The organism is Blastococcus sp. LR1, from assembly GCF_020166105.1.
In the GTDB taxonomy this organism is placed as follows: domain Bacteria; phylum Actinomycetota; class Actinomycetes; order Mycobacteriales; family Geodermatophilaceae; genus Blastococcus.
In genome coordinates this window covers 462,358-488,793 of record NZ_JAIUJY010000003.1, presented here as the reverse complement: position 1 = coordinate 488,793, position 26,436 = coordinate 462,358, and the positions used below count along the sequence as shown (strand labels likewise).

19 protein-coding genes are annotated in these 26,436 nt (G+C 74.3%); 2 read left to right on the top strand and 17 right to left on the bottom strand.

The genetic code is table 11. From position 1 onward, the window contains the following. Positions 1 to 398: 398 nt before the first annotated feature. Both mobF and LBW97_RS20455 read left to right on the top strand, forming a co-directional pair. On the top strand, positions 399 to 5,891 hold the full coding sequence (gene mobF / locus LBW97_RS11060; RefSeq protein ID WP_207168329.1) for a MobF family relaxase: 5,493 nt from the start codon (positions 399 to 401) through the stop codon (positions 5,889 to 5,891). Between the two features lie 536 nt (positions 5,892 to 6,427). Then, positions 6,428 to 7,054, top strand: coding sequence for a TIGR02391 family protein (locus LBW97_RS20455; RefSeq protein WP_200493000.1), 627 nt, complete (start codon positions 6,428 to 6,430; stop codon positions 7,052 to 7,054). 840 nt (positions 7,055 to 7,894) lie between these two features. Here the strand turns inward: LBW97_RS20455 and LBW97_RS11050 are convergent. The 17 genes from LBW97_RS11050 to LBW97_RS10970 all read right to left on the bottom strand — a co-directional run bounded on the left by LBW97_RS11050 (position 7,895) and on the right by LBW97_RS10970 (position 26,410). Then, positions 7,895 to 9,211 (bottom strand): hypothetical protein, encoded by a 1,317-nt coding sequence (locus LBW97_RS11050; protein ID WP_200491664.1) that lies wholly within the window; start codon positions 9,209 to 9,211, stop codon positions 7,895 to 7,897. A gap of 3 nt (positions 9,212 to 9,214) precedes the next feature. Next, positions 9,215 to 9,511 carry a hypothetical protein gene (locus LBW97_RS11045; RefSeq protein WP_200491663.1) on the bottom strand — a complete coding sequence of 99 codons (297 nt, stop codon included), beginning with the start codon at positions 9,509 to 9,511 and terminating at the stop codon, positions 9,215 to 9,217. Positions 9,512 to 9,527: 16 nt separating this feature from the next. Continuing rightward, positions 9,528 to 10,088: a hypothetical protein gene (locus tag LBW97_RS11040; protein ID WP_200491662.1), complete on the bottom strand. Its 561-nt coding sequence runs from the start codon at positions 10,086 to 10,088 to the stop codon at positions 9,528 to 9,530. Beyond that, positions 10,088 to 10,645 (bottom strand): hypothetical protein, encoded by a 558-nt coding sequence (locus LBW97_RS11035; protein WP_224499425.1) that lies wholly within the window; start codon positions 10,643 to 10,645, stop codon positions 10,088 to 10,090. The genes LBW97_RS11040 and LBW97_RS11035 overlap by 1 nt, the downstream gene beginning before the upstream one ends. Beyond that, entirely contained in the window at positions 10,642 to 12,546 is a 1,905-nt protein-coding gene (locus LBW97_RS20450) for a type IV secretory system conjugative DNA transfer family protein (protein ID WP_224499424.1), read from the bottom strand. The genes LBW97_RS11035 and LBW97_RS20450 overlap by 4 nt, the downstream gene beginning before the upstream one ends. Positions 12,547 to 12,604: 58 nt before the next feature. After that, a complete protein-coding gene (locus LBW97_RS11025) occupies positions 12,605 to 13,774 on the bottom strand; it encodes a M23 family metallopeptidase (RefSeq protein WP_224499423.1) in 1,170 nt (389 codons plus the stop codon). After that, positions 13,771 to 15,279, bottom strand: a complete 1,509-nt coding sequence (locus tag LBW97_RS11020) for an ATP-binding protein (protein WP_091379080.1) — start codon at positions 15,277 to 15,279, stop codon at positions 13,771 to 13,773. The genes LBW97_RS11025 and LBW97_RS11020 overlap by 4 nt, the downstream gene beginning before the upstream one ends. After that, complete coding sequence (locus LBW97_RS11015; protein WP_374489782.1) at positions 15,276 to 16,790, bottom strand: SCO6880 family protein; 1,515 nt, start codon at positions 16,788 to 16,790, stop codon at positions 15,276 to 15,278. Before LBW97_RS11015 ends, LBW97_RS11020 begins: the two co-directional genes overlap by 4 nt. Next, a complete protein-coding gene (locus LBW97_RS11010; protein ID WP_224499422.1) occupies positions 16,787 to 18,301 on the bottom strand; it encodes a hypothetical protein in 1,515 nt (504 codons plus the stop codon). The genes LBW97_RS11015 and LBW97_RS11010 overlap by 4 nt, the downstream gene beginning before the upstream one ends. Positions 18,302 to 18,419: 118 nt before the next feature. Continuing rightward, positions 18,420 to 19,229, bottom strand: a complete 810-nt coding sequence (locus tag LBW97_RS11005; RefSeq protein ID WP_200493002.1) for a hypothetical protein — start codon at positions 19,227 to 19,229, stop codon at positions 18,420 to 18,422. Next, complete coding sequence (locus tag LBW97_RS11000) at positions 19,229 to 19,603, bottom strand: hypothetical protein (RefSeq protein ID WP_200491658.1); 375 nt, start codon at positions 19,601 to 19,603, stop codon at positions 19,229 to 19,231. Before LBW97_RS11000 ends, LBW97_RS11005 begins: the two co-directional genes overlap by 1 nt. Further along, positions 19,600 to 20,445, bottom strand: coding sequence for a hypothetical protein (locus LBW97_RS10995; RefSeq protein WP_224499421.1), 846 nt, complete (start codon positions 20,443 to 20,445; stop codon positions 19,600 to 19,602). Before LBW97_RS10995 ends, LBW97_RS11000 begins: the two co-directional genes overlap by 4 nt. 301 nt (positions 20,446 to 20,746) lie before the next feature. Continuing rightward, positions 20,747 to 21,439, bottom strand: a complete 693-nt coding sequence (locus tag LBW97_RS10990; protein ID WP_224499420.1) for a hypothetical protein — start codon at positions 21,437 to 21,439, stop codon at positions 20,747 to 20,749. 288 nt (positions 21,440 to 21,727) lie between these two features. Beyond that, positions 21,728 to 22,207, bottom strand: a complete 480-nt coding sequence (locus tag LBW97_RS10985) for a hypothetical protein (RefSeq protein ID WP_200491655.1) — start codon at positions 22,205 to 22,207, stop codon at positions 21,728 to 21,730. A 146-nt stretch (positions 22,208 to 22,353) separates the two neighbouring features. Next, positions 22,354 to 25,581: a LysM domain-containing protein gene (locus LBW97_RS10980; RefSeq protein WP_224499419.1), complete on the bottom strand. Its 3,228-nt coding sequence runs from the start codon at positions 25,579 to 25,581 to the stop codon at positions 22,354 to 22,356. Continuing rightward, on the bottom strand, positions 25,578 to 26,018 hold the full coding sequence (locus tag LBW97_RS10975) for a hypothetical protein (RefSeq protein ID WP_200491654.1): 441 nt from the start codon (positions 26,016 to 26,018) through the stop codon (positions 25,578 to 25,580). Before LBW97_RS10975 ends, LBW97_RS10980 begins: the two co-directional genes overlap by 4 nt. Beyond that, positions 26,015 to 26,410: a TadE/TadG family type IV pilus assembly protein gene (locus LBW97_RS10970; protein WP_231486908.1), complete on the bottom strand. Its 396-nt coding sequence runs from the start codon at positions 26,408 to 26,410 to the stop codon at positions 26,015 to 26,017. The genes LBW97_RS10975 and LBW97_RS10970 overlap by 4 nt, the downstream gene beginning before the upstream one ends. Between the last annotated feature and the right edge of the window lie 26 nt (positions 26,411 to 26,436).

Genomic DNA, 26,436 nt, shown 5'->3' with positions numbered 1-26,436 from the left:
GATGGCCGCGGCACCGAGAGCCAGCTATTGGGCGCTCCTCAGCGCGAGCGCCCTATCGACGTCGAACGCGAGCGCTCCACTCCACACCCGCGAGTTGATCAGCCAGCTGGCTAGCCCCTTCACTCAGCCCGAGCTGACCGCAAGATCAAGACGGACACACGTCTTGCATTCCGGCCAGCGGGGCCCCGTCAGCGCTCGGTTGGACAGGAACCGACGGCGCCTTCCGGTGTTGGGCTGAGGTTTCCTGAGCGAACCGCTCGTCGTTGCGCCTTAGGGCTCAGCGTTGCGTGCCCATCTGAGCGAGCGACGCGGCTCCGGCCCGGGACTCTGCGGCACCGGGCTACTGGAGAAGTGCGGCAGCCGTAGTGGAGTCCGCCCTCCTACGGTCCGCGGCCGTGATGACGCTGCACAAGCTGACGGCCGGGGACGGCTACACGTACCTGACGCGGCAGGTGGCAGCGTTCGACGCGACGGAGCGGGGTCACGCCGGCCTGGGTGACTACTACTCCCAGCGCGGAGAGTCCCCGGGGAGGTGGACCGGCAACGGCCTGGCCGGGGTCGGCGGAGTAAGCGCCGGTCAGCCCGTCACCGAGGAGCAGATGAAGTCGCTCTTCGGGGAGGGGCGCCATCCCGACGCCGATCGGCTCGAGAAGGAGGCCCTGGCCCGGGGACAGGCACCTCAGGAGGCGCGGGCGGTGGGAGCCCTGGGGCGGGCCTTCTACGTCTTCGCTCCTCGAGCCGACGGCTTCCGAGCCCGCTGCGCGGAGGAGTTCGCCGCCTTCAACACTGCCCGCGGACAGCCGGCCACAGCCCCGGTTCCGGACGACGACCGAGCGAGGATTCGCAGCGACCTGGCCCGGGCCATGTTCGCCGAGGCCTACGGCCGCGCACCGCACGATGCCCGCGAGCTCTCAGGGTTGCTTGCCCGGGTCTCGCGGCCGGCGACGACGGCGGTGGCCGGCTACGACCTCACCTTCTCCCCCGTCAAATCCGTATCGGCGTTGTGGGCACTGGCCCCGCGGGCGGTGGCCGAGCAGATCGAGGCCGCCCACGCCGCCGCGGTCGCCGACGCCCTGGCCTGGCTGGAGGAGAACGCGTGCTTTACCCGGCTGGGCACCGACGGGGTGCGACAGGTGGAGACCACCGGGTTGATCGCCGCGGTGTTCACTCACCGCGACTCCCGCGCCGGCGATCCCGATCTGCACAGCCACGTGGCGGTGAGCAACAGAGTGCAGACCCGCGACGGGCTCTGGCGGGCGCTGGACGGGCGGGTGCTGCACAAGGCCGCCGTCGCCGCCTCCGAGCGCTACGACACCCGGCTGGAGGCGCACCTGGTCACCCACTTGGGGCTCCGGTTCGCCGACCGGCCTGGGCCCACCCCGGGACGGCGGACGGTGCGCGAGATCACCGGCATGGAAGAGGGACTCCTGACGGCGTGGTCGTCGCGGCGTCAGGACATCGACGTCCGCCGCGCGGTGCTGGCCGACGGTTTCCAGCGCGACCACGGCCGGCCGCCCACGGCGGTGGAGGCGATCGCGCTGGCGCAGCAGGCGACGTTGGAGACCCGCGGCCCCAAGCACGAGCCTCGCTCGCTCGCCGAGCAGCGGGCCACATGGCAGCGGGAGGCCGCCGCCGTCCTCGGCGGCACCGACCGCATCATCCGGATGCTCGGCCGCGTACTGGGCGCGCGCGGATCCCCGCACCCGGGGATCACCGAGGCCTGGGTCCGGTCGGCCGCCGTCCGGGTGCTGGACACCGTCTCTGCTGCGCGGGCCACCTGGCAGGTCTGGCACGTGCGCGCCGAGGCCGAGCGGGTGGTGCGGGCCGCCGCCCTGGCACCGGACGACGTGGACGCCGCGGTCACCCGGGTCACCGAGGGGGTGCTCTCCCCCGCCCTGTCCGTTCCGCTGGGTGAGTCGGATCCGGTGGTCGAGCCGGCGGAGATGCGCCGCTCGGACGGGGCCAGCGTCTACACCGTCGCCGGTGCCCGGCTCTACACCAACGAGGCGGTGCTGGACGCCGAGGCGCTGCTCCTGGGAGCCGCCGGCCGCCGCGACGGACGACGTGCCGATCCGGCCACGGTGGAGCTGGCGCTGCTGGAAGCCACCGCCAACGGCGCCGAGCTCAATCCAGGCCAGGCGCAGTTGGTGCGCGAGCTCGCGGGCAGCGGCGCCCGGGTGCAACTGGCCCTCGCCCCGGCCGGCGCGGGCAAGACGACCGCGCTGGCGACCCTGGCCCGCGCCTGGACCGCCGGCGGCGGAACGGTGCTCGGCCTGGCGCCCTCCGCCGTGGCCACCGCCGGACTGCGCGACTCCGTGAGGGCTCCGTGCGACACGCTGGCCAAGCTCATTTGGTGCCTCGACGCCGGGCAGGCACCCGACTGGGTGGCCGGCATCGGGCCGACCACGCTGGTGGTCGTCGATGAGGCCGGCATGGCCGGCACCCGCGAGCTGGCGCGCGCCGTCGAGTACGTCCTGGGGCGGGGTGGATCGGTGCGGCTGGTCGGCGATCACCAGCAGCTGACCTCGGTCGCCGCCGGCGGCGTGCTGGCGGAGATCGCCGCCACCCACGGCGCGGTCACCCTGACCCAGTTGGTGCGCTTCACCGACCCGGCCGAGGCCGCGGCCACCGTCGCCGTCCGGGACGGCGACACCCTCGGGCTGGGCTTCTACCTGGACTCCGGCCGCGTGCACGTCGGGGACCTGGCTGCCTGCGCCGAGCATGCCTACACCGCCTGGGCCGCCGACGCCGCCCGCGGTCTGGACGCACTGCTGCTGGCCGCCACCCGGGACCTGGTCACACAGCTGAACCAGCGGGCGCGGGCCGAACGGCTGGCCCGCGTTGCCTCCTCCCCGGGCGCGGAGGTCGAGCTGGCCGACGGCACCCGCGCCGGGGCCGGGGACCCGGTCATCACCCGCGCCAACAACCGGCGGCTGCCGATCACCGCCACCGAGTGGGTGAAGAACGGTGACCGTTTCACCGTCCGGGCCGTCGGCCGGGACGGCGCCCTCGACGTCGTCCACACCAGCACCGGACGGCGGATCACCCTGCCGGCGGGCTACGTCGCCGAGCACGTGCAGCTCGGCTACGCGACCACGGTGCACGGCGCCCAGGGCGTCACCGCCGACGTCTGCCACACCGTGCTCACCGGCGGCGAGTCCCGGCAGCTGCTCTACGTCGCGCTCTCCCGCGGGCGCGCCGCCAACCACCTGTACCTGACCACCGTCGGCGACGGCGATCCGCACAGCATCGTCACCCCCGCCGCCGTGTCCCCGCCCACCGCCACCGACCTGCTGGCCGGCATGCTGGCCCGCGACGGCGCCCAGACCTCCGCGGCCGGCGCCCGCCGGGCGCTGGCCGACCCGGCCGAGCAATTGCACTCCGCCGCCACCCGGTACGCCGACGCGCTGCGCGTCGCCGCCGACCACCGCCTGGGTGCCGCGACTGCAGAAGAACTGGAGAACGCCGCCGAGCGCCTGCACCCGGGGCTGACCAGCGCGCCGGCGTGGCCGGCGCTGCGCGGGCACCTGGCGCTGCTCGCGCTCACCGGTGCCGACCCTGTCGCCGTCTTGAGGACGACGGTCGAAGCGCGGGAACTGGAGACGGCGAGTGACCCGGCTGCCGTCCTCGACCACCGGCTGCCCGTGTCCGGCCCCGCTGGCCCGCTGCCGTGGCTGCCCGGCATCCCGGCGGCCCTGGCCGACGATCCGCGGTGGGGTCCCTACCTGGCCGCCCGCGCGGATCACGTCACTACCTGCGCGGCCCGTGTTGCCTCCGCCGTCGTCGAGATGACCGCGGCCACCGCACCGACCTGGGCTCAGCGACTGCTGGGCCCGGACCACGAGGCACTGCGGGCCGACCTCGCCGTCTGGCGCGCAGCACTCGCCGTTCCCGACAGCGACCGGCGCCCCACCGGACCGCCCCGGCGGCCGGCTGCGGAACGCCGATCCCAGACGCGACTCGACGAGGCGGTGACCGCCGCCGCTCCCGCCCGGGACAGCTCGGTGTGGGCAGCGCTGGCCGACGGCATCGACCCCCGCATCCGACGCGACGAGCACTGGCCGGTCCTCGCCGACCGGCTGGCCGCCGCCGACCGCGCCGGTCTCGATGCCGCCGGCATGCTCGCCGCCGTCGCCGCACGGCGTCCGCTGCCCGACGACCTGCCCGCCGCGGCCCTGTGGTGGCGGCTGTCGCCCCACGTCGCTCCGGCCACCGTGCCCGCGGCGGGCTCGGCCGGACCGCGCCCGGACTGGTGCGCCACCCTGCTGGGCCGGCTGCCCGTCGAACAGGCCGAACGCGTGCTGGCCGACCCCGCATGGCCGGCGCTGGTCGCCGCGGTCGCCAACGGCATCCGCACCGGCTGGTCCCCCGCCGACCTGCTCACCGCCGCATTCGCCGGGCTGCCACCCGCGGTGACCGGCGACGTGACCGGGCTGGCCGAAGCGCTCGTCTTCCGGGTCGCCGCCCTCACCGACCCAACCCCCGCGCAGCACCCCGAACCGCTGCCGGCCGATCTGCAGCCACCCGACGACGCGCACCTGCTGCCGACCGTGCCCGCGCCAACCACCGCCGCCGACCCGGCGGACGTGCCGCCCGGCGACGAGGACGCGCCGTTCGACCCTGACTACGACACCCATCCCCCGGCGTCGCCGCCGCGGTACCTCACGCCGGACCCGTTCACCCTGACCGGCGCGGTCGAGGCCGCCGACGACGCGGACTACCTGCTCGAGCAGCACTTCTGGGCCACCGCCGTGGTCGGCCGCGATCGGCTCATCGAGCTCAACACCCAGACCGCCGCCTTCTTCACCGACCACTACCCCGACTCCTGGGCGCCGGGCTACCTGCGCGACCGGCTGGGCACCGACCTCACCGCCGATGCTTGCTTCACCCCCGGCTACGCCTCGGCCGGCTGGACGGCGCTCGTCGACCACCTGCGTGGCCTCGGCGCCACCGATACCGAACTGGTCACCGCGGGCCTCGCCCAGCGCGCCCGCACCGGCGCGCTGATCGACCGGTTCCGCGACCGGCTCACCTTTTCCATCCACGACCTCGATGGCGCGATCGTCGGCTTCATCGCCCGCCGCCACCCCACCGCAGCCGACGACGGACGCGCCGGACCCAAATACCTCAACACCCCGGGTACCGACCTGTACCGCAAGGGCGAGCACCTGTTCGGGCTCCACGAAACCCGATCCACGCTCGCCGCTGGAGCCACCCCGGCTCTCGTCGAGGGACCACTGGACGCCATCGCCCTCACCCTGGCCGGTGCCGGGCGGACCGTCGGCGTTGCCACTCTCGGCACCGCCCTCACCGACCGGCAAGCCGACCTCCTCGGCCGCTACATCCGCACCGACGGTCCCGGCATCCTCGTGGCCACCGACAACGACCTCGCCGGGCAGCGCGCCGCCGAGCGCATCTACTGGCAACTCACCAGCCGCGGTGACGCCCCGCGCCGCCTCGCCCTACCCGAGGGGCTCGATCCCGCCGACCTCGTCCACCGCGACGGCGCCACCGGGCTGCGGACGGCCATCGACTCCTCATGCAGCCTCGCCGACATCCTGCTCGACGCCCGCGTGACGCTGGCTTTGTGCAGGCGGAGCGTTTTGGACATTCATGCGGCACTGCGCGAGGCCGGCGCGATCATCGTTGCCCTGCCACCCTGCCGGTGGCTGGCGCACATCGATCGGGTCACCGAGGCACTTGGCGTGCCACCCGGCACCGTCCACAGGGCCGTGCTCGACGCCGACTCGAACACCTCGGCGCTTAGCAGAGCCACGGCTGATCCCCCACGGGCGTCCCGCTCGATGCCCCCAACCGAGGATCCTCCGCGGGCTGCCCATACGGGACAGCCGCCGAGAGCCAACTCTCCCGACCTGCATCTCGCCCGATAGTCGGTCCCTGAAGGAACATCAGAGGTCGAACCCGACTGCAGGGCGGGAACCGTATTGAGGCGGCGCTCCGGCCCGCAGGCCGGGGCGTAGGGACGGGTCAGTGGAGGGGCGCGCCCGCCAGCCAAGCTCGAGCGGCGGCTGTGGCGTCGGCGACCAGTCGCTCGGCGATGCCCTCGGTGGTGGAGTCCCACGCGAAGTCTCAAGTACACCGGGGAATAGGGCGATCTGCTCCCAGCCCGCGCCGCCGCGCTGCGCCGCGGGTTCGCCGATCACCTAGCTGAGGAGTACCTCGGCCTCTGTTGAGGCGCGGAAGTTGTCGCGGCGCCGAAGTACCGTCCGCACCCGTGGCACCGACGAGAAGGCCTCCTTGGTCTGAAGGCGTAATCGACTCGCTGAGTGCTGTACTGGCATCGACAGAGTGGCCGGGGCTTAAGGGTTGGGAAATCGCCCGCTTGCTCGATAGCGTCCGCATCCAAGACCCCTTCCCTACGGGGACCAAGCGGCATCGGCTCTCAGCGGCACTCGTCAATCGGCAGGTGGCTGACCAGTCGAGCCATCGCCTCCTGACCTTCGTGGTTGCTGCGCTCGACCCCGCTCGCTACATCGCGGACCCCGGACGCTTCGAAGCTCTGCAGCAGGGCGTCAACGAGGTCCTGTCGATGGTCGGACTTCGCATCACCGACCAAGGCAAGCCAACCACCGCCAAGCAGGCTCGGACGCTCGACGAGGTTGCTGAGTTGGCCGGTCGGCTGCGCGGCGAGATGAACCGCCGGGGCGTGCACCCGCAGGTTCTTGCCTATTGCCAAGAGGAGCTGCTGCGACGCTCGGTCTTCCATGCCGTGTTCGAGGCGACCAAAGGCCTGGCCGAACGACTGCGTCAGATCAGCGGCAGCGTGCTCGACGGCGCTCATCTGGTCAACGCCTGCTTCGCCAAGGCCAATCCCGTCATTCGCATCAACGCTCACCGAACCTCTAGTGAGGTGAGCGAACACAGCGGCTTCGCCAACGTGTTGCGGGGCGTGTTCGGAACGTTCCGCAATCCAACGGCGCATGCTCCGCGCACCGAGTGGGCGGTCAGCGAGGCCGATGCCCTAGACCTGTTTTCGATGCTGTCGTACCTGCACCGCCGCCTCGATCGAGTGACGGTCGACCGCCGGATCTGAGCCCGGGCCGCGGCGCGGGAGGCAGCGTCAACCGACTCCCGCGCCGCAGTTGCTACTTCCCCTTGCGCTTGGCCGGGGTCTGGGACAGAGCGCTACCGGCGGCTGTCTTGGAAGCCTTCGACGTGCGTCCGTCACGCAGCACCTTGGACGCCGCCTTGGCGGCCTTAGCGCTGGTCTTGTTCTTCGCTGCCATGGTGTCCTCCAACAGGGACGGCCGTGGGGAGGGGTAGGCGCTGACGCCCCCGGCCAACAGGCCGGCGGCGGAGGCGTCAGGCCAACTTCAGCTGCTCAATCGCGACGAGGCGCGACGAGTCAGCGGGGCTTGACCGTGATGGTGACGGTTCGAGTCACCTTGACGGGCACACGGACGACCTTGGTGGTCCGCACGACACGGCGAGGGGGCACGGTCGTCTCCTTCCCGACAGCTTCTGGTCCGTCCGCCCGAGCGTGGCGCTGGCCGCGCCGAACTCGACGACCTGTAGCGTCGCGATTTCCTCCTGCCCAGAGGACTCGCGAGGCCCCGGACTGGTCCCACCCCGGACCTTCCGGGGCTTTGTGCTGTCTGTAACTAGAGGAACACGCGGACACGACAAGTTGGGCGCGACACGCTCAAACCAGCACTACATCTAGCTCTTGGACTGTACGTAGCTACCAGATGTAGGGGTTGTGGCCGGACGATCGAAGCTAGTGGCCACCACTGACAGTTTCGTCGTCGAGGGGTGAGCGGGCGCCGGCACGAGAGGGTGACGCCAAGGGAAGGTGCACCCACAACGCGCTGGCCGTAAGGGCGAGACCAGCTCGCTGTGACGCTGGGCGGGAGCTCGGTCGCATAGGGATCGACTATCGGGACGGCGGGATCTGTCGCGGTGCGTGGAGCACCCGGATGCCCTCGCTCTCGCGGTCGACGGCGTGAGCACGACTGAGCACGCGCTCGGCGTTGCCCGGCACCTTCGTTCCTCGGTCGCGCCGGTCGGTTCGGTGCTGTTGCGCCCGTGGCCCTGTGCCGGCCGCTCGGTGCAGCACGTCGGCCAGTCCGGTCGACAGATCAGCGGCCCGACCGACGACCTGCCGAAGACCGTCAAGGTCGGCGCCGCTGGCCCGCACGTGTCGTCCTGCGATCACCGCCTCGATCCGGTCCTGGGGCATGGCCTCCATGCGTGGCAGGTCTCGGGCGTTCGCGAACAGCTGGCCGGTGCGGGACCAGCGCTCGACCGCCATGGTGAGGTGGTCGGCGAGAACCGGCATGTGGCTCGCGACCTGCTGGACCGCTGCTGCCGCGTCCGCGGCAGTCCTGCGGTCGTGCTGCTCCCCTATGTCGGCGGGCGCGCCGACCTCGTTGCGCAAGGCGCGGACGAGCGCCTGCGACGACGCGACGACGCCTCCGCGGTCGTCGTGGGCTCCTCGGCGTCCGTCGTGGAAGACCATGCTGGCGCGGCCGGCGTGTTGCCAGGCGAGCCCGGCGACCAGCAGCGGTCCGGCGTCCCTTCCGGTCATGCCCGCCGCGACGGCGGCGTAGCGACTGGTGAGCTCGGCGGCGGCGACGGCGGCACGGAAGTCCCGCAGTGTCAGGTCGTCGGCTCGCTGTGCTCGGTCGAGCGCGGCCAGGAGGCCGGCGGCGGCGTCCAGGACGGTCACCTCGGCCTCTCCGGACGGCGGTCCTGGCAGGGGAACCAGACGGTCGAGCACCACGGAATCCGCGCCGGTGGGCGGATCGGCCTGCGCGTCACGCTCGATGGTGACGGCCAACTGGCGGACGACGTCCAGCTCCGGAGCTGCCGCCTCCGGCAGCAGACGGCGACCGAGCCGTGCGCAGTGGTCAGCGACCTCGGCCACCTCGACGGTGGCCGCCCAGCGGTGGGAGCGGCCCATGACCGACCGGTCGAGGCCGATGAGGTCGGCGGCGGCGCCGGCGAGATCGGTGAGCGGCCCGCCGCTGTGCGGCCACAGCCGGCCGGCGGTCGTGCAGGCGGCAGCGAGCGCGGTGACGTTGCGCTGCCGGTGGCTGTCGCCGGGGGTGAGCCCGTCCTCGGCAAGCCCGGACAGCGCCCGGCCGAGGTGGGCCAGTGCTCCGCTGACGTCCTCGATGGCCGCCACCGCCGGGCGGGCACCGGCTCGGTCGGTGAGGTCGTCGAGCAGCTGCCGCAGGGTGGTGACCACCGTTCAGCCCAGCCGTCGCAAGGCGTGGCGGGCGGCGCGCGCGGCGTCGAGGACCGGTGTGCTGGCGAAGGTGTGCTCGTCGAGGAGGCCGAGTGCGCCCATGGCTGCGCGGATGCTGGCGGCGGGGTCGCCGTCGATCAGCGGGACCGGTTCGGTGCGTCCGCCGGCGAGCTCGAGGAGCTCGGCGGCGTAGAGGCACTCCAGGGCGATGTCGGCAGGCACTTGCTCCCGGTCGGCGCCGACGGCGTCGAGCAGGGAGGCGGCGTAGCCGAGGGGGTCGCTGACCGTGTCGACGGTCATGAGGCACGTCCTCTCCTCAGGGGTTGGTTCTGTCGACGCTTGCGTCGCCGCGGTCGGCGGCGGGGGTGTTGCGGGACATCTGTGGAGGACCGACCGGGCTGTGTGTGGTCGAGGAGCGGTGACCGGTGGCAGCGCGCGTCGGAAGGGCGGCGGCGCAGTCGTCGAGCAGCCGCCAGTGCAGCTCGCGAGCGGGGTGCCGGTCGGGCAGCGGAGCGGCGGCGGCCAGCGCAGGCAGCCGGGCGGCGACGTCGTAGCCGGCGGTCGCGGCGCGGGCGAGCGCGGCGGCCAGCGGCAGCCAGTCCGGGCCGCGAACGAGGCGGGCGTCGATGACGGCCACGAGCTGCCGCCAGGCCGGGTCGGTGGCTGCGTCGTCGTCGCCGTGCCCTGGTTCGCTCTCCAGGTCGGCGGCGATCTGCAGGATGCGCGTGGCAATCGCGCGACGGCCCTCGTCGGTCGCGGCGTCGCACCAGGCGGCGAGCAGGTGTGGGGTGTGCCGGACCATCCAGGCGCGGCTGATCCGCACGCCGGCGAGCAGCGACACCCAGTCGCCGCGGTCGGACCGGAAGGCGCTGGGCATCACTTGCCTCCTGCCGCTTCGGGGGTGTGGCCGGTCGGGGTGGCGCCGAGGTCGCCGTCGAATAACGCTCGACGCGTCGCGGTCGCCTGCGGGCTGTTGTATTCGGCGGCCCAGGAGCGGGCGGGCCAGTCGGTGTGCCGGCCGGGTGGGCAGCCGATGCCGAGCCGCTCGGCCAGGCGGGCGTGGAAGGCGGGAAGCGCGTAGCGGTGCCACTCCTCCAGCGCGTGGGGAGCCGCCGCGTCGGCGGCGGTGGCACGCAGGCAGGCTAGGACCGCGAGTTCGTGCACGAGGTGGGGGTGGGCGGGCCAGCAGGAGGGGATCGCCTGGGTGGTCTGCCAGGCGTAGCTGTGGTTGAGCCAGGCGGCGACGTCGTCCAGCCACGGCCACAGCCGGGTGCGCACCGGAGCCGAGCAGGTCGCCGGGTCCCAGGGCCGGTCCAGCAGCCGTAGGCCGGCGGGGTCGAGGCCGGCGTCCTCGGCCTGCCGGAGCTGCTCGATGGCCCGGCGGATCTCCCGCGGCGGCGGCGGGAACGGCACGGCCACGTGGGAGGCGGTCATCGCAGGCCCCGCTCGACCGGGGTGAGACCCGCGCGGGCGGCCGCGGCGTGCGCGCGACCGGTGCGCTCGAACATGCTGGCGGTGTGCTCGCGAGCAGCGGCGACGCGATCGCGGGCCGAGGCCTGTGCTGCCAGCAGCTGCGCGCCGCGGCGTCCGGTGAGGCAGCGGGTCAGCCCGGCGATCAGCGGTGGGGCGTTCTCTGCGACCACGAGGGCCCGGCCAGGCGGCAGTTGGCGGATCTCTTCCGGGCGCAGCACTGGCACGGTTTCGCCGTGGGTGGATCGGGACCATCCGGTGCCCCGGTAGTTGTAGGAGGTGCGTCGGACCCGGGTGCTGCCCAGCAGCTCGGAGAGTTCGCGGTAGAAGCCGCCGTCCTTGCCGCCGCCGAAGGCGACGAGCACGTTGGTGAGCCCGAACAGGGCGCGGGCCTCGTCCTCGCCGTAGATGAGCACCAGCTGCCGCCACGTCTGTGCGGCGTAGAGGAAGCTGATCCCGAGGGCCCGGTCGTTGGCCATCCGGGTGCGCAGGGTGGGCAGCGGCGCGGTGGAGGGCAGCTCGTCCAGGCAGGCCAGCAGCGGTGGGCACAGCCGCCCGGTCGGGGCGTCGCCTGCCAGTTGCAGGGCGGTGTCGAGGACGTGCTCGGCCAGGGCCGTCATCAGCGGGGCCGCCGAGGCGTAGGGATCCTCGCGGCCGAGCAGGTAGACGGTGCCGCCGGCGGCGAGCAGCGCGGCGATGTCGGTGGCCGGCCGGCCGGGCCCGGGGGTGCAGCGGCGGCGGATGTCGGCCTGGAAGAACAGGGTCAGCGCCTGCTGCACCGTGGTGGCGGTGTTCCCGGCGGTGCGCGGGTCGCCGTGGAGAGCACCGTGCAGCAGCCCGTCCCAGAAGGGCGCGGCGTGCGGATGGGCGCGTAGGACGTCGGCCGGCTGGGTCGCCGCCTGAGGGTGGGCGGCCCACTCCAGGACGTCCTCGATGGTGCGGCCGGTCAGCGCGGCGGCGTGCAGGTAGCCCTGGAGGACCTTGGCGGCTTCGAAGGCGTAGAAGCGGGCCGCCGAGTCGGTGGTGCCGCCGGTGACCGCACCGGGAACGGTGCCGGCGGTGAAGGCCTTGGCGCGGCGCTCGGCCGTCATGGGGTCCACGCAGCCGGCGACGGGGTCCCATACCAGCTCCGGCAGTCCAGGAACCGCGCCGAAGGGGTCGAGCACGGCGACCGGGCGGTCGCCGGCGGCGCGGGCGTCGAGGGTGAGTAGCAGGTCCTCGGCCTTGGTCAGGGTGACCAGCGCCGCGCCGGGCGCGTCGAGCAGGGCAGGGGCGAGCAGGTCGAGGGTCTTGCCAGACCCCTGCGGGCCGTAGACGCCGGTCGTGCGGTCGAAGGGCACCCACAGCTGCCCGGCGGCGGGGACGGCGGCGTGGCCCAGCCGCCATCCCACGTCCGTGTTCACGACGCGGCGAGGCCGGCGAGCCGGGGACAGATCGGGGCGGACGACGGGTCCGACCCGCCGCAGCCGCTCGCTGCCGAGCACGTCGGCGACCTGGCTGCGGGTGGCCATGCCCGATCGCCCGGTCAGCCATCGGTGCCCGGCCCAGGCCGCTCCCCCGCTGGCGGCCAGGAAGAGTGCGAGGCACCCGGCGATGGCGGTGTAGACAACCGCGGGCGGCGGCAGCGCCGCCGTCTGCGCGGCGTCCAGCCCGGCGGTGGGCTCGGCGGTGAGCAGGCCGCCGACGGAGGTGACCAGGGCGGCCGACCCGTGCGGCCACACCCAGCCGCCGCCGGACAGCAGTGCCGCTGCTGCGCGGGCGGCCGGCAGCAGCACCGCGGCGGCCGTCAACCACACCAGGACGGCGGCGAGCGGGATCTCCCAGCTGGCCGGGCCGACGTCGGGCCGCGACTGGCCGACGTTCACCGCCGACCGCCTGCGTTCGCGTGGTGCATGGCTTCTCCCTCGTTAAGGTCCAGGCGGCTCATGCGGCATCGGAGGAGCGCAGGTCGACGCCGCGGTCGGCCAGCCACGGGACGGGGTCGACCGGCACGCCGTCCTGGCGGACCTCGAAGTGCAGGTGGACACCGGTGCTGTTTCCGGTCGAGCCCTGGAAGCCGACCAGCGTTCCGGCGGCGACGTGCTGGCCTGCGGTGACCGTGTAGGCGGAGAGGTGCCCGTAGCGGGTGGTCACCCCGCCGCCGTGGTCGAGCTCGACGAGGTTGCCGTAGCCGGCCAGGCTCGGGCTGCCGTCGCGGTCGCAGTAGTCGCTGGTGCACTCGGCTCGGAGCACGGTGCCGTCGGCGGCGGCGTAGACGGGCGTGTTGCGGGGGCTGGCGATGTCCACGCCGGCGTGCAGCGTTCCCCAGCGGGACCCGTAGCCGGAGGTGACCGTGCCGGCGGTGGGCCGGATCCACGACCCGGCGGCCACCGGCAGGCCCGGGCAGACGGCGGGCGCTGCGCCGGCGGGGGCGGCCGCTGCGGCCCGGGCGGTCGGCCACAGCATGGCGGTCAGCTCCCGGGCGAGCGGCGCCCAGCGGGCGTATGCGTCGCCGGCGGCGGAGATCTGCACGGCCTGGGCCGCCTGCGTGAGCGGGATGGTCTGCCAGTTGGGAATCTCGACCAGCCGGGCGTAGAAGGCCTCGGCGGCGTAGACGGGGTCCATCAGCTCGGCGACGGTGCCCCAGCCGGCGAGCCAGCGCTGCTGGAAGGTGTTGACGCTGTCGTGGTCGGAGCCGAGGCCGTCGTGCGGGTACTGCAGGCTGGTGGCGGTCACCGTGGCCTGCTCGCCGGTGAGCTCGGGGCTGCTGCCGTCGTTGGCCAGCATCCGGATGCGGGACTCCTGGTAGGCCGTGGCCAGCGCCACCGTGGCCGCGTACGCATCCAGCCCCCGCGCGGCGGCGACGTCGGCGATGGTCTGCGCGTGGCCCATCTGGACGGCGTCCAGCTCGATGCCGGCGACGGTGGCGCCGGTGCCGCCGATCGAGCAGGCCGAGGACGCGGTCGGCGTCGGCGCCTCGTGAGCACCGATGACCGCGAGGGGGATCAGCAGCAGCGTGAGCCCCGCGAACACCGGGAGGGCGCAAGGAGCGGCGGCCTGCCACAGCCACGCCCGCGCGTACGAGTGCGCCATGCGCGCCGCCGTCCCGCTCACGTCGGGCCTCCGGCGGCGAGCGCCTCGTTGGTGTAGGTCAGCCGCAGCTCCGGCCCGGTGAGGACGGTCTGCACCTTGAACGCCCGGTCCCCGACCAGCCACAGCGCCCGGCCCTTGCCGGCGACCGCCCAGCCGGTGACCAGCCGCTGGGCGGTCGGCGTCAGGCCGAGCATGCTGCCCAGCTCGTCGCCGACGGCCTGGTCCTGGCCGTGCAGCACCTTGACGTCGCACAGGTGCAGCAGGTCGCGGGCGATGGCGACCGCCTGGGACGTGGCGTCGCCGGCGGTGAGCATGTCCGACGGCTTGTGGGCCAGCAGGACCTGCACGTCGGCGTCGCGGCGGGACAGCCGCAGGTTGGCGTCCAGGCTCTTCATCGCCTCGGCGCCCAGGCGCATCTGCCGCCATGTCTCGTCGCGGACGACGATGCGCAGGTCACCTGGGTCGGCGATCTCCCGCATCGCCTGACCCCAGGAGTTGAGGCAGGTCAGCGCGATGCCGACGGCCTGGTCACCGAGCGGCTCGAGGCGGGACAGCGACAGGGACTGGATCGGGGCGCGCCAGTCGACCTCGATCGACGTGTGGTCGTCGAACAGCCCGGCCAGGGAGCCCTTGACCAGGGAGCCGAGCGCGTCGCGCAGCGTTCGGGTGGCGTCGAGGAAGTGCCGCCGGTCGGCGTAGCGGCAGCCGCTGACCAGCTCCGGCGGAGGCTCGTCCAAGGCCTGCCAGAGCTGCGGGATGGTGGGCTCGGTCAGCCGGGTGGCTCCGCTGCGGTATCCGGTGAGCAGGCGCAGCGCCGCACCGACGGCGGTCTCCTCCACCGGGCCGAACGGCACCGCCTGGGAGGCGACCAGCCCACGGAGCAGTAGGAGCCACCGGGCGAAGACGAGCGCCTCGCGGCGGCGGGCCTCGGCGGCGTCGAGTCGCTCCCAGCCGTGCCCGAGCGGACCGAAGGCCAGCGGGTTGACCCGGGCGGGCAGGCCGTGGCCGATGACGAACGGCTCGACGCCGAGCGCGCGGCACAGCGGCTCGTACTCGTCCTTGGTGTCGCCGAGGACCAGGGTGCGGTAGCCGTAGGCGAGCATGCGCAGCGCGAAGGCCTTGACCGTGGCCGATTTGCCGCGGCCGGGCTTGCCGAAGACGACGACGTTCGGGTTGGTGACCGGGATGTCGTCGTCGGTGACCCACCCGACGGGGTCGCAGTAGAACGCGCCGCCCGACAGCAGGTCGAGTCCCATCTGCGCGCCGGTGGGTGGCAGGCCGGAGGTGGCGATCAGCGGCCACACCACCGGCGTCTGCTCCGATGTCATCCGCCACACCGACAGCGGGGCGAGCGCCGCCGCCCGGCCCCGGCCGCGCCCGCGGATTCCGCGGCGGGGCACCAGCTGGGTGAACGGGCCCCGGTCGCGCGGTGCTGCATTCGCCGGAGGCTGAGGAGGCAGCCGGTGGCCGAAGTCGTCGAGCAGGACGGCGACGTCCCGACCTCGGCGGGTCCCGCGGCCGTTCACCGTCGGCTCCGGCGGTCGGGCAGACCGACGCCGAGGGGAACGGCGGCGGCGGCGAAGCCGGAGTCTTGCGCCAGGTCCAGCCGCAGCGGTACGTAGCCGGCAGCGCGGATGGACGCATCCAGTCGCCGGCCGTGCTCGGCCACCGGCCACGTCGCGGGGACCGTGACGCAGGCGGCGACGGCGGGGCGGACCAGTGCCCGTCCGGCCGCGAGCTTCTCGTCCGCCGCGCCTATCCGCTCGGTGTCGCGCCGTTGCCGGGCCCGCTGCCGGAAGCCCATCCGGGCGCGCAGCTCGTTGCCCGTGGTGGCACTCATCTCCTCCCGGCCGACCAGGCGGGTGGCCCGGTCCAGCGGCATCGGGGCCAGGAAGACGGTCAGGCAGCGCCGCTCCCCCGCCACCGTCGGCACCAGCACCGGGGCCAGCGCGCCGAGCACCGCTCCCGAGTCGGGAAGCAGGACGGTGTCGGTGACCGACGCCCACGCGTCGTGCGCGTAGTGCCGTACCTCGGCCCGGGCGTGGCTGGGGCCGGCGGCGGCCATCGGCACCCCGGTCGTCAGCTGGGCGCCGTCGGCGGCGGCCAGGTCGGCGGCGATGAGCTGGCCGCGCTCACCCGGGGCGAAGCCGGTGCGGACCGCGGCGGCGAGGGCAGCGGAGTCCAGCCAGGTGACCGCGGTGCAGCCGACCGCTCCGCGAAGCGCCCCCTCCACCTCGGCCATCACACCGTGCAGGACCCGGGCGCGGCCGTCCACACCCCCGCCGGACTCCCGCGCGGCGCGGCTCATCCGCGCCTCGCCGACGACCACGGTGACGAAGGCCTCGGTGCGCACCGCGGCCGGGGTGAGGGTGGCCCCGAGGAGCGCGTTGATCCGGGCGGCCAGGGGTGCGGCGTCCGCGCGGGTGTGGGCTCGTTCCCAGGCCGCGCGCTCGGTGCCGTCGTCGGGCACGGTACGTACCTGCAGGGCCAGGACGTCGACCAGCTCGGTGCGGGCAGCGAGTTCGCATAGCTCGGCCAAGCCGGCGCCCATCCGGTTGCGCTCGTCCGGTTCGGCCAGGCCGATCCCGGGATGGGTGATCGACGCGACGGCCGCCCAGGTCCGGGCCGCGCAGTTCTGCACGATCACCGGGCGGGTGAACAGCTGACCGAAGGGCGGCCCGTCGTGGGTGCGGATGCCGGCCAGGACGCCCGGCAGATCCGCCTCGGCCAGGTCGTCGGCCGTGCCGGACACGGCCCGGGAGCCGAACACCGTCCATCCCATGAGTGCTCCGATCGCGTGCAGGAAGAGATCAACCAGCCAGCGGCCGGCCGAGCGCCCGCGGACCGGCACCAGCAGCACCGCGGCCAGCAGCGCCCACACCGGCAGCCAGAGGACGAACAGGCCCCAGGCCTGGGCGTTGAGGGCGAGCAGCGCCGGAACTCCGGCGAGGGTGACCAGGGCCAGTTGGGCGCCGGTCATCCCGAGGAACCAGCCGGAGACGTCCTTGGCGTAGTCGCCGTATCGGGCGGCGCTCACCGCGCACCGCCGTCGCCGGGTCCGTGCTCGGTCCGCGCCGCCCGGGCGGCCGGCGGATCGGTCTCGTCGGCATCGCCGAGCCCGCTGCCGTCGAGGTGCTGCGACGGCCAGGTCGTGGCGACCGGGCCGTTGCCTCCGTCGGTCCCGTGCAGACCGGGCGTCGAGCCGCCCAGCGATCGGGAGCCGTCCTCCCGGCCGGGCGGCCGCCCGAACCGGGACGGTCGTCCGGCTCCCGAGCTCCCACGTCCGCCCGTAGGCGCCCCCTTCGGTGTCGGCTGCCCGTAGTAGGGCGCGGAGTGGCCGACGCCGACGCCGGAGAGCACGTCGGCGGCCGAGGCAGCCACGCCGGCCGCCAGCCGGCCGGCGGCGGAGGTACCGGCGGTCACTGCCTGGAGTGCCCCGGCGAAGCGGCCGCTGGTCGCCGCGTCCGCCGTCGACTCGCCCTGGGCCCGGTCACCGGCCAGCTGTGCCGCGGCTCCCGAGGCGGCCACCCCGCCCGAGGCCGCGGCCACTGCGGCGCCGGCGGCCCGACCACGTCCGCCGCCGAGGTTGCTCAGTGCACCCACGGCTCCACCGGACGCGGCCAACGAGGAGCGGAGCGCGGCCCCGCTCGACGTGCCCGGATCGACGAAGGCCAGCAGCCGGAACAGCGCCAGCGGACAGATCGCGCCGAGCAGGATCAGCAGGCAGCCGACCACCGCCATGCCGATCGCGGATTCGGTGCTGGTCTCCTCAGCCCCGGTGACGATGCCCTCGGTGATGGTCACTCCCACCCCGAGCACGAGCACGGCCACCGGGGCGACCAGCAGCGCCGCCAGGAACCAGCGCAGGCTGCGCCAGAACCAGGTGCTCGAGGACTGCGCGAGCAGGCCGCCGGCCGAGATCGCCGAGGTCGCCGCCAGCACGATCAGCGCCGCCTCGCGAACCAGCATCACGAGCAGGTAGCCGACGCTGGCGGGCACCAGCAGGAAGATCGACGAGACACCCAGCACGGTGGCGACCGTTCCGTCGACCAGGTCGCGGCCCACGCTGATCGACGGGTCGAAGGCGGCCATCGTGTCGATGCCCAGCAGGCTGCGCAGCAGGGCGGTGGTCAGTCCGGAGACGCCGGTGACCAGCAACGCCGCCACGCCGACGTAGCCGGCCCACACCAACCCGAACTGCACCAGCCCGATCAGCAGCCGGCCCAGGGTCTGCCCGTCCCGGCGCACCGCCGCGGCCCCGAGCTGCACGAGCGCCATCAGTGCCGCGACGGTGGCACCGATGCCGAAGGTCACCGGATAGATCCCGGCCAGCGGGCCGTCGGCGGACAGGTCCGGGGTCGCCAGGGCGTCGATGACCGAGAAGGCCAGTCCCAGCAGCCAGAGCCCCGCCTCCCACAGCGACAACATGGCGCTGACCCACACGTCGGCCACCACCGCTCCGGCCGCCTCGCCGATCACGCAGAACGGGTTGATCGGCAGGCACGGCAGCGAGACGTCGTCCGCCGCGGGAGCTGCGGGGAACGCCACGACCGTCGAGTCAGCCGAGGCCGGAGACGCAGTCGTCAGCCAACCCACCACCGCTAGCATCAGGACGACGACCAGCATGAGCGGACGCGGCGATCGGCCACCTCGATCGAGCTGGGGCCTAGCCATGACGCAGGTCCCGCCAGCCGACGGCGATCGCCGCGTCGGTGCCCGGCCAGACCGAGGGAGCCGGCGCGGGCTCCGCCCCCGCTCCGATCAGCCACCGGTCCCCGGTCCAGGCCATGCGCTGGCAGTCGGCGATCGCGATCCGCGAGGTCTCCTCCACGGTGACGGTGAACTCGAAGTTCACGCACACCACCGCGAAGTCCTCACCGACCGTGCCCTTGATCAGTCCCATGACCGGGCGGACCACGATGGCCAGCTGCGGTGACCCGGCACCGGACAGCCCCGCCGCCGACAACAGGCTGGCCATGCCATGCGCCCCGGACCAGGTCTGCGGGGTAGGGCCACCTGGCGCGGCCCACTCGGCGATCACCTGCCGCACGCCGTCCATCGAGCCGGTCTGCATCGCCGTCACGTCGATCGCCGCCAGCTGCGCCAGCGCGCCTTCCGGAGTCCGGGGGAAGCCGGTGGGCACGTCGGCCGGGCCGGCGCCCGTGGCGCGGGGTACCTCGAGCACGCCCGCGGCCCGGTTGGACAGCGGGCCGGGCAGCGCGTCGTCCGGGTCGGCGCTCGGCATGGGCGCGGCGGCGAGCGCGTCCTGCTGCGACAGATCGGTGGCGGGAGCGGCCGCCCGCGGTGCGGCGCCTGCGCCGTCCCGCCGTTCCCCGGTCAGTGCCCCGACGACCGCCAGCACCAGTCCGGCCAGTACCGCCAGCGCCACGAGGGCGCTGACCACGATCAGCAGGAGGAGGCGGGCGGGCCCCCACGTCGACGTCTCCCCCACCGGGCGTTCTGCGCGGCGGCGCATCAGGTGCACCCGCTGCCGGTGATCGAGCCGATGATCGTCAGGATCACCGTGTACGTGATGGCCACCATCACCACGACCGCGACGCCCATGGCGCCGTACCGGGACGCGTGCGGATGGGAGAAGATCCGCCCGACCAGGATCGACCCGAGGGACGCGACCGCGCCGATGCCGATCAGCGCCAGCACGCCCCACTTCACCCAGGCGGTCACGTCGTCGGCGAAGGCCTGCATCCCGGGCGGTGCGGCGGGGCAGACCGCCGCGGTGATCTCCGGCGCCGCGCTCGCCGGTCCGCTGCTCAGCACCACCAGCCCGGCGAGAACGAGCGCGACGGTCGACGCCGCCCGCACCGCCGCGCTCGCTTGCCCGACCGTCATCGGGTCGCCCCGGCCCGCCCGGTCCGCGCTGCCCGGCGCCGGTGCCGGGGTGGCGCCGCCGGGACCACGAGCGCAGCCAGCGCCCGGCCGGCGGCGGCCACCGGCTTCGGCAGCCGGTCCCCGGTCAGCCCGGCGATCTGCAGACGCCGGTCGAGCGGCACCGGGACCACTTGGCCCGTCGACCGCGCCTCACGGAGCCGGGGACCGCAGCTGGCCTCTACCAGCCGTGGCCACCGCGCCGGGCCCACCGCGGCGACCGCCGCGTCCCCGCCGACGGCTGCCAGGACGTGCTCGGTCTGCCGGACCGCTGGAACCGTGACCCGGGTGACGACCACCAGAGCGCAGCCGACGAGCGACCTGGGCGAGTAGAGCAGCGCACCGGTCGTCGACCACCCCGTGTCCACCACCACCGTGGCGTCCGCGTCGGTCTCCGGGAGCGGTGGGAGCGCTCCGTCGGCTGGGTGCTGAGCGAGCCGGACGAGATCGAGTCGACCGCGGCGACCGCACCGCCACCCGGCGCTGTCGGTGCCCAGCTCGATGGTCGGGGCCGCCGACAACCCCGACCGGGCCGGCTCGGAGTAGTCGACCAGCTGCACGCGCCGGCCCTCCGCCAGCCCCTCGGCCAGCGCCAACGCGACGGTGGAAGCGCCGGCCCCCGCGTGCCCGGCCACGACGAGGACGACACGGCCGCCGACGCCCGCTCGCGTCCACTGGATGGGTGAGTCGGGTTGGCCGGCACGGCTGCGGACTGCGGCCCCGAACGCCTGGTCGCCGTGCGCGAGGACGTCATCGGTGACGTCGTCGAAGACACCGGCGCGGATGGCCACGACGGCCGCGCGCATGGCAGGCACGGTCATCGACCGTGCCTGGTGAGGATTGGTGGGGCTGGGAGGCGCCGTCGCCGCCGACGGCGGCGCGTCACGGCTCGGCCGGCCGCGCCTCGATCCCCGATGCGGGGTTGTCGTCTGCATGCGCCGACGGTGGCGACCGGATCTCCAGTAGTTCTCCAGCCGACCTAGGCTCGCGGCCTCCCGCGGTCTCGGGCACTCCGGCGCGGTCTGCCCATTTGCGGTGACGTTCGGGCCGGAGAACGACTGGTGGAGTAGCGGAGAACCCGTGCCGTGGACCGGCGGATGCTACCGGTCAGGGGCGCGCGTCGAGTGCGGTGCGGACGCGGTTGTGGCTGTCCAGCCAGGTGCGCAGCTGCGGGTGGACGTACCCCACGACGTCGAGCAGGTCGATGTAGCGGTCGATGAGGGGCTCGGACAACAGCGGCTCGTGGTGGGCCACCCGGTTGCGCAGCACGTGCAACCGGGCGACCGGGGCCTCCAGTAGGCGCCGGTCAGATCCGGGCAGGTACTGGAACGCGGGCCGCAAGGCCGGCCACAGGGTGGCCGTGTAGCGGCGGGCGAGCAGGAACCGCCAGAAGCCGAAGTTGAGCTCGGCGACGATCTTGCCGGGCAGGAGCGGGGCGCCGGCCCGCTGCAGCCGCTGCTTGGCTCGGGTGATGTCGTCGCGGGCGTGCTGGGCGAGCTCTTGAGCTGGGTCGTCGTACCACTGTCCGGCGCGACCCAGCCGCTGGTGACGGGCGGTCAGGGCATCGTGCAGGACGTTGCGCAGCACGACTTCGACGTGGCCGAGCACCTCCCACAGCGCGCCGGCGACCGCCGCGTTCCAGAGGTAGAGCTCGACCGCGCGGTCCAGGTCGCCACCCACGGCGCGCGCATAGGTTCCCAGCCGGGGCGCGGACAGGTGCCGTTGGACGAGCAGCGCGGTGGGTGAGGGATGACCGATCGGCTCCGGCGCGGATCCGCCACCCGGCGGGGACGTGGACATGTCAGTCCGGCGCTCGTAGACTCGCCGGTGAAGACCCCGGAGCGATCCCTGGCCTCGGCCACATCGCCGGGGTTTCGTCTTGCTCGGGCCGCTTCTCCGAAGCCCCGCGACCGTGCCACGTCCAATCGATGACGCGGGTCCGCCCTGTCATCGCCACGAGCGTCGACCCGCGCGCGGAACGGCGTCCGGGTGCGGGATCACGTCCGGCCCCCTCATGGGGCGGGGTCACCTGCCGTCCATGTGCCGTGCAGCGCCGACGGCGTGCCGGAACGGGTAGGGCATGGCTGGTCAGTCCCGCACCGGCCAGGCGACCAGCGGTCCGAGCCGCACGCCGGCACCGGCGCCGGAGCCGGCCGGAGAGGCGTCACGGTGATCGTGGCTGCCGGCGGCGTGGGCCAGCGCGGCCAACACCAGCTCGAGCGCACGGCGGCCCAGCGCCACCGCCACGTCGGCGAGGTCGACCGGTCGTCCGTCGGCGAGGCTGACCGCCACCCGGAGCACCGCCAGCTCCTCCTGGCTGCCGTGCAGGCGTCCCTGGGCGAGGGCGGGGTCGAGCTCGGGCCATTCGACGCGCGCCCACAGCTGACCGCCGACCGGCTCGGCTTCGATCGTGACCAAGCCGGCGGCGCACAGCCGAGCCGGCCAGTACCCGTCGTTGGCCAGCAGCAGCACGGCAGCCTCGGCCGCGTAGTCACCGACCGCGGCATGCAGCAGCGCGGCCTCCACCTCGTCGAGATCGAGGTCGGCGGCGATCGGCTCCACGCTCACCAGCGTCACTCCTTTCCTCCCCAGGTCCCCCGCTCGCGAGTGTGGCCAGCCGGTACGACATCTCCAGGAGACGGATCCCCGCACGCCCCAGGCTGCGGCCCCGTGTGGGCGGGCCGCTCCCTGGTCATGGGGTATGTGCGGCGGCCTCACGACGCGCGGTCGAGGAACTGCCGGCGGGCGCGGTTGATGGTCTCCGCCGTGCTCATGGGCAGGTCCATCTCGTCCTCACCGTCGTGGACGGCCACGATGCGCCCGACGTAGGTCTCGGCCTCGGCGCGGTGCCCCTGGTGGAAGGCCACCCACATTGCGTCGATCAGTACCTGCTCGTCGTCCGGCGCGACGAGCAGGGCGGTGGCCGAGGCGGTTGCGGCGGCGGCCAGGTCGCCGTCGGCGAGTGCCGTGGCGACGACCTGGTGGGCGACGTCGCAGACGGCTGCGGTGAGCGTCAGGTCCAGGCCGTCCAACCACTCGTAGCCGGCTGGACGTTGGGCGAACGGCGGGCCGGACACCAGCCGCAGAGCGGCCAGCAGGTCGGGCAGGCCGCCGTCGCCGCGCACTGCGGCCCGGGCGCGCAGCTGGCGGAACAGGTCGGCGTCGACGAGCACGCCGGTCAGCGTGTAGCGGCCGCGGTGACCGGAGCTGAGGTGCTTCTGACCGGTGGCGGGGTCGGTGCCCAGCCAGGCGCGAGCGCCCGCGGCGACCCGGTGGACGTAGGCGCGGGCGCTGACGGGGTCGGTCCTGCCGCCGCGGGCCGGCTGCAGCGCGGTGGCGGCCTCGTCGGCGGTGGCTCCGTGCGGGCGGGTGGCGAGGTAGGCGACCGTCTCCTCGTAGCGGCGCCGCAACCCGGACCTGGCGACGGCCGCCTCGTCACCGTGCGCGCGCAGGGCGACCGGTCCGAGCAGGGTCAGCCGCGGCCGCGCGCAGTCCGGCGACCACCAGTCGGCGAGATCGCGGTCGAGTTGGGCGAGGTCGTCCTCGACCTCCCTGCGTACGTCGGCCGGCGCTGCAGACCCCGGAACGTCGGAAGCACCGCTGGTCGTCCACGACGTCCGCGCGCTCGTAGGAGCGCCGGTCGGCGTGGGTGGCGTCGAGTGCGGGACGGCCTCGGTGATGGAGCCCCGTCGGAGCCGTGGGGACGGGGCGGAGGTCGGTGGTGCAGCGGTGTCCGGACCGGTCAGGTCGCCGTGGAGCGCGCCGGCGGCGTCGGTGTGCACCTGCCAGGGGCGGTCGCCGTCGGCGGCGGGAATCGGGGCGTCCTCGGAGTCGCGCTCGAAGGCCAGCAGCGTGGCGATGTCGCGGGCCTGCTGGACGGTGAGCTGTGGCGCCGGCAGCCGCAGCCCGAGTGCGGGGACGAGCAGCGACCCGTCGTCGGTCAGCGTGAGCAGCCACTCGTCGCTGACCTGCTCCGGCTCGGCGCCGAGCACCAGGGCGACCGTTCCGCGTCGCTCGCGGGCCCGCAGGACGGCGACGGCCTCGGCCAGTGCGCAGTCCCGATCCGGCGGGGATGGGGCGAGCACGACCTGCGGCATCCAGCCGTCTCCGGCTCCGGCCCGTAGCCGCCCGTCCAGCACGTCGTCGTCGGACTCGGCGGCTTCCGCCAGACCGGCATGCAGGCCGGCATCATCGGCGCTGTCGACCGGGCGGATCCTCCCGGGGGCCAGGTCGACCAGATCGTCGCCGAAGCCGACGGGCGTAACGGTGAGCAGGTCCGACCAGCCGTTGACGGCCAGCTCGGCGGCCACATGCCGGGCGAAGTCCTCGCGACGGTCGGCCGGTCCGGTCACGTACACCCCGCCGAGCCGTTCCACGTCCAGCAGCCAGCGGCCTGCGGTGTCGGTGCCGATGGTGACCAGAGTCGGGTACGGCGCCAGGCGGGTGCGGGCCACCTGGGGATCGACGCCGGTGTCCTGGTCGAGCCGTGCCGACCACCGGAGGCCGGTGTCGTCCGCGATCCACGGTTCCGGCGGAGGACGGTCAGCCGGAGCGTGCAGACGCAGCTCGAGCCGGCCGCCCTGGAGTCGGGCGGCGACGACGTCAGGGAGCCGCCCGTCCGGATCGGCGGAGATCCGCACGGCGAGGCCGCGCAGCGCCAGGTCCAATGCGGCGTAGTCGGCCGTGCCCTCGTCGGCCGCCGATGCCACGACCGTCTGGGTGGCCGACTGCGTCCTCGGAACGGGGGCCAGCCGTCGGCCGGGCCGGCGGCGGCGTAGCCGCTGGCGGCGATGCGTCAGCCAGGCGGCGCCCACACCTGCGGCGAGCAGCGCCCCGCTGCCGGCGAGCACGGCCGCCAGCTCCGACGGACTCTCGGCGGCATCCCCACCGTCGGCGTCGGCGTCGACCGCCGCCTGCTCCGATTGCTCGGGCATGCCTTCCGGTGTCGGCGAGGCGACCGGGGTCCGGGCGGGCTCCGCTGGGGCAGCCGGCTCGTCCTCGTCCGGCGCCGGCTCGTCGGCCGGGGGCTCCGGACCGGTCGGCGGCGGAGAGGCGGCGGCCGCGGGGGCGGCCGGCGGGAGGTCGAGAACCTGCCCGGGGCGGATCAGGTCGGGGTCGGTGAATCGACCGCCGCCGGGCAGCGGTCCGCCGGCATTGAGGTCGAAGATCGGTTGCCAGTGCTCCAGGCCGTGCTGCTCGGCGAGGTCGGCCAAGGTGTCGCCGGGCTGCACCGTCACCTCGCCGGCGGTCGCGCCGGCTTCGGGAAGGCGTGCGTCCGGTGGAAGGACCAGCGTCCAGCCAGGGCGGATCAGCCCCGGGTCGGTGAGGAGCGCGCCGTCGGGCTGGGGCCGGCCGCGGTTGAGCTCGAGGATCTCCTCGAACCGGGTCCAGTCGCCCAGGTAGCGGGCGGCGATGCGACCCAGGGTGTCGCGCGGGGCCACGGTGTACGTGGGACCGGCCGCTGCAGGCCCGGTCGGCCGGGTGTCCACGGGCGGTGCAGGGGCTGGCGCCGGCTCCTCGTGGCCGACCGGCTGGTCGGCCACGATCGGGGGGCCGGCCAGGGCGGGAGCGGCCAGCAGCGGTCCGCTGCCGACACCGAGGACGGCAGCCACGAGCAGGCCGGCCATCTGCTGCGGCGCCGCCAGGCCGGGCAGTCGCATCGGTGGCAGGCCGCGCAGCTGGCTGGCGAGCTCGACGGCCACCGAGAGGGCGAAGCAGGCCCACGCGACCCAGCCGATGACCACGAGCAGGCCGAGGAAGAGCGCGCCGGTGTCCGGGCGGCTCAGCGCGGTGGTCACCTGTTCCCAGGAGGGCAGCTCGTCGGGCAGGTAGGCGCCGCCGAACTCCCAGAGTGCGACCGGGACGCCGGCGACCGCGGCCGCCAGCAGGACTCCGGCGATCAGCCGGCGCAGCAGCTCCTGCGCCGACAGTGGTGTGGTCATGGGCCCTCTCCCCCGCGCTGGTCGGTGATCAGGTCGGCGGTGCCGGTGCCCTCCACGGTGAGCGTGGAGATCCCGATCAGGCCGAGGAAGGTCGTGGGCTCGGAGATCGTGGTGGTCACCTGCAGGGTGTCGCCGTCGACGACGGTCACCGCCCCGGCCACGTCGTTGCGGTCGAGGTAGTCCTGCGCGGCGGCGACCGCAGCGGCCGGATCCACGCGGACCTGCCCGCTGAGGGCAGCGGCGACGTCGAGCGCCTGTCCGCCGGCCCGGGCGGCTTCGTCGGCGATGGCGTTGGCGCGCTGGGTGGCGGCCACCTTGGCGCCGCCGTCGACGGCCAGGCCGATGATGAGCAGCAGCCCGGGGACGAGGACGACGAGGAAGACGCCGATCGCGCCGCGCTCGGCGTCCGACTGCTGACGGCGTCGCTGGCTGGTCATCGTTCGCGGTAGGCGTCGACGGGGCTGGTGAAGGACGCCTCGACGGTGACCGATCCGGGCAGGCCCGGCGCGAGCAGGTCCGCCATGCCGACGACGCAGGTGATCGACACGGTGACGTCGCCGGGCTGGCCGGGCGGAGTCTGGAAGCCGGTGGTGTCGATGTCGACGCTCGTGCTCTGGCAGCGCAGGTCCTGGGCGGCCAGGGTGCGGTCCGCCTGGGCTCTGGCCAGTGCGGCGGCGGTGACGTCGTCCCGGGCAAGTGATGCCTCCCGGGCGGCCGCGCGGGCGGCCTCGGCGACGGCGCCCTCAGCGACCTGGGTACGTCCGGCCACGACGGCGAACGACAGCAGCAACAGCAGCGCCGGGGTCAGCAACGCCAGCTCGACCGACACCGAGCCCTGATCCCCCGCCCGTCCGT

Coding starts and splice junctions, on each gene's coding strand:
- mobF (WP_207168329.1), top strand. CDS start 399: ATGACGCTGCACAAGCTGACGGCCGGGGACGGCTACACGTACCTGACG.
- LBW97_RS11045 (WP_200491663.1), bottom strand. CDS start 9,511: ATGACCGTCGACACGGTCAGCGACCCCCTCGGCTACGCCGCCTCCCTG.
- LBW97_RS11040 (WP_200491662.1), bottom strand. CDS start 10,088: ATGCCCAGCGCCTTCCGGTCCGACCGCGGCGACTGGGTGTCGCTGCTC.
- LBW97_RS11035 (WP_224499425.1), bottom strand. CDS start 10,645: ATGACCGCCTCCCACGTGGCCGTGCCGTTCCCGCCGCCGCCGCGGGAG.
- LBW97_RS11005 (WP_200493002.1), bottom strand. CDS start 19,229: ATGCGCCGCCGCGCAGAACGCCCGGTGGGGGAGACGTCGACGTGGGGG.
- LBW97_RS11000 (WP_200491658.1), bottom strand. CDS start 19,603: ATGACGGTCGGGCAAGCGAGCGCGGCGGTGCGGGCGGCGTCGACCGTC.
- LBW97_RS10995 (WP_224499421.1), bottom strand. CDS start 20,445: ATGCGCGCGGCCGTCGTGGCCATCCGCGCCGGTGTCTTCGACGACGTC.
- LBW97_RS10990 (WP_224499420.1), bottom strand. CDS start 21,439: ATGTCCACGTCCCCGCCGGGTGGCGGATCCGCGCCGGAGCCGATCGGT.
- LBW97_RS10980 (WP_224499419.1), bottom strand. CDS start 25,581: ATGACCACACCACTGTCGGCGCAGGAGCTGCTGCGCCGGCTGATCGCC.
- LBW97_RS10975 (WP_200491654.1), bottom strand. CDS start 26,018: ATGACCAGCCAGCGACGCCGTCAGCAGTCGGACGCCGAGCGCGGCGCG.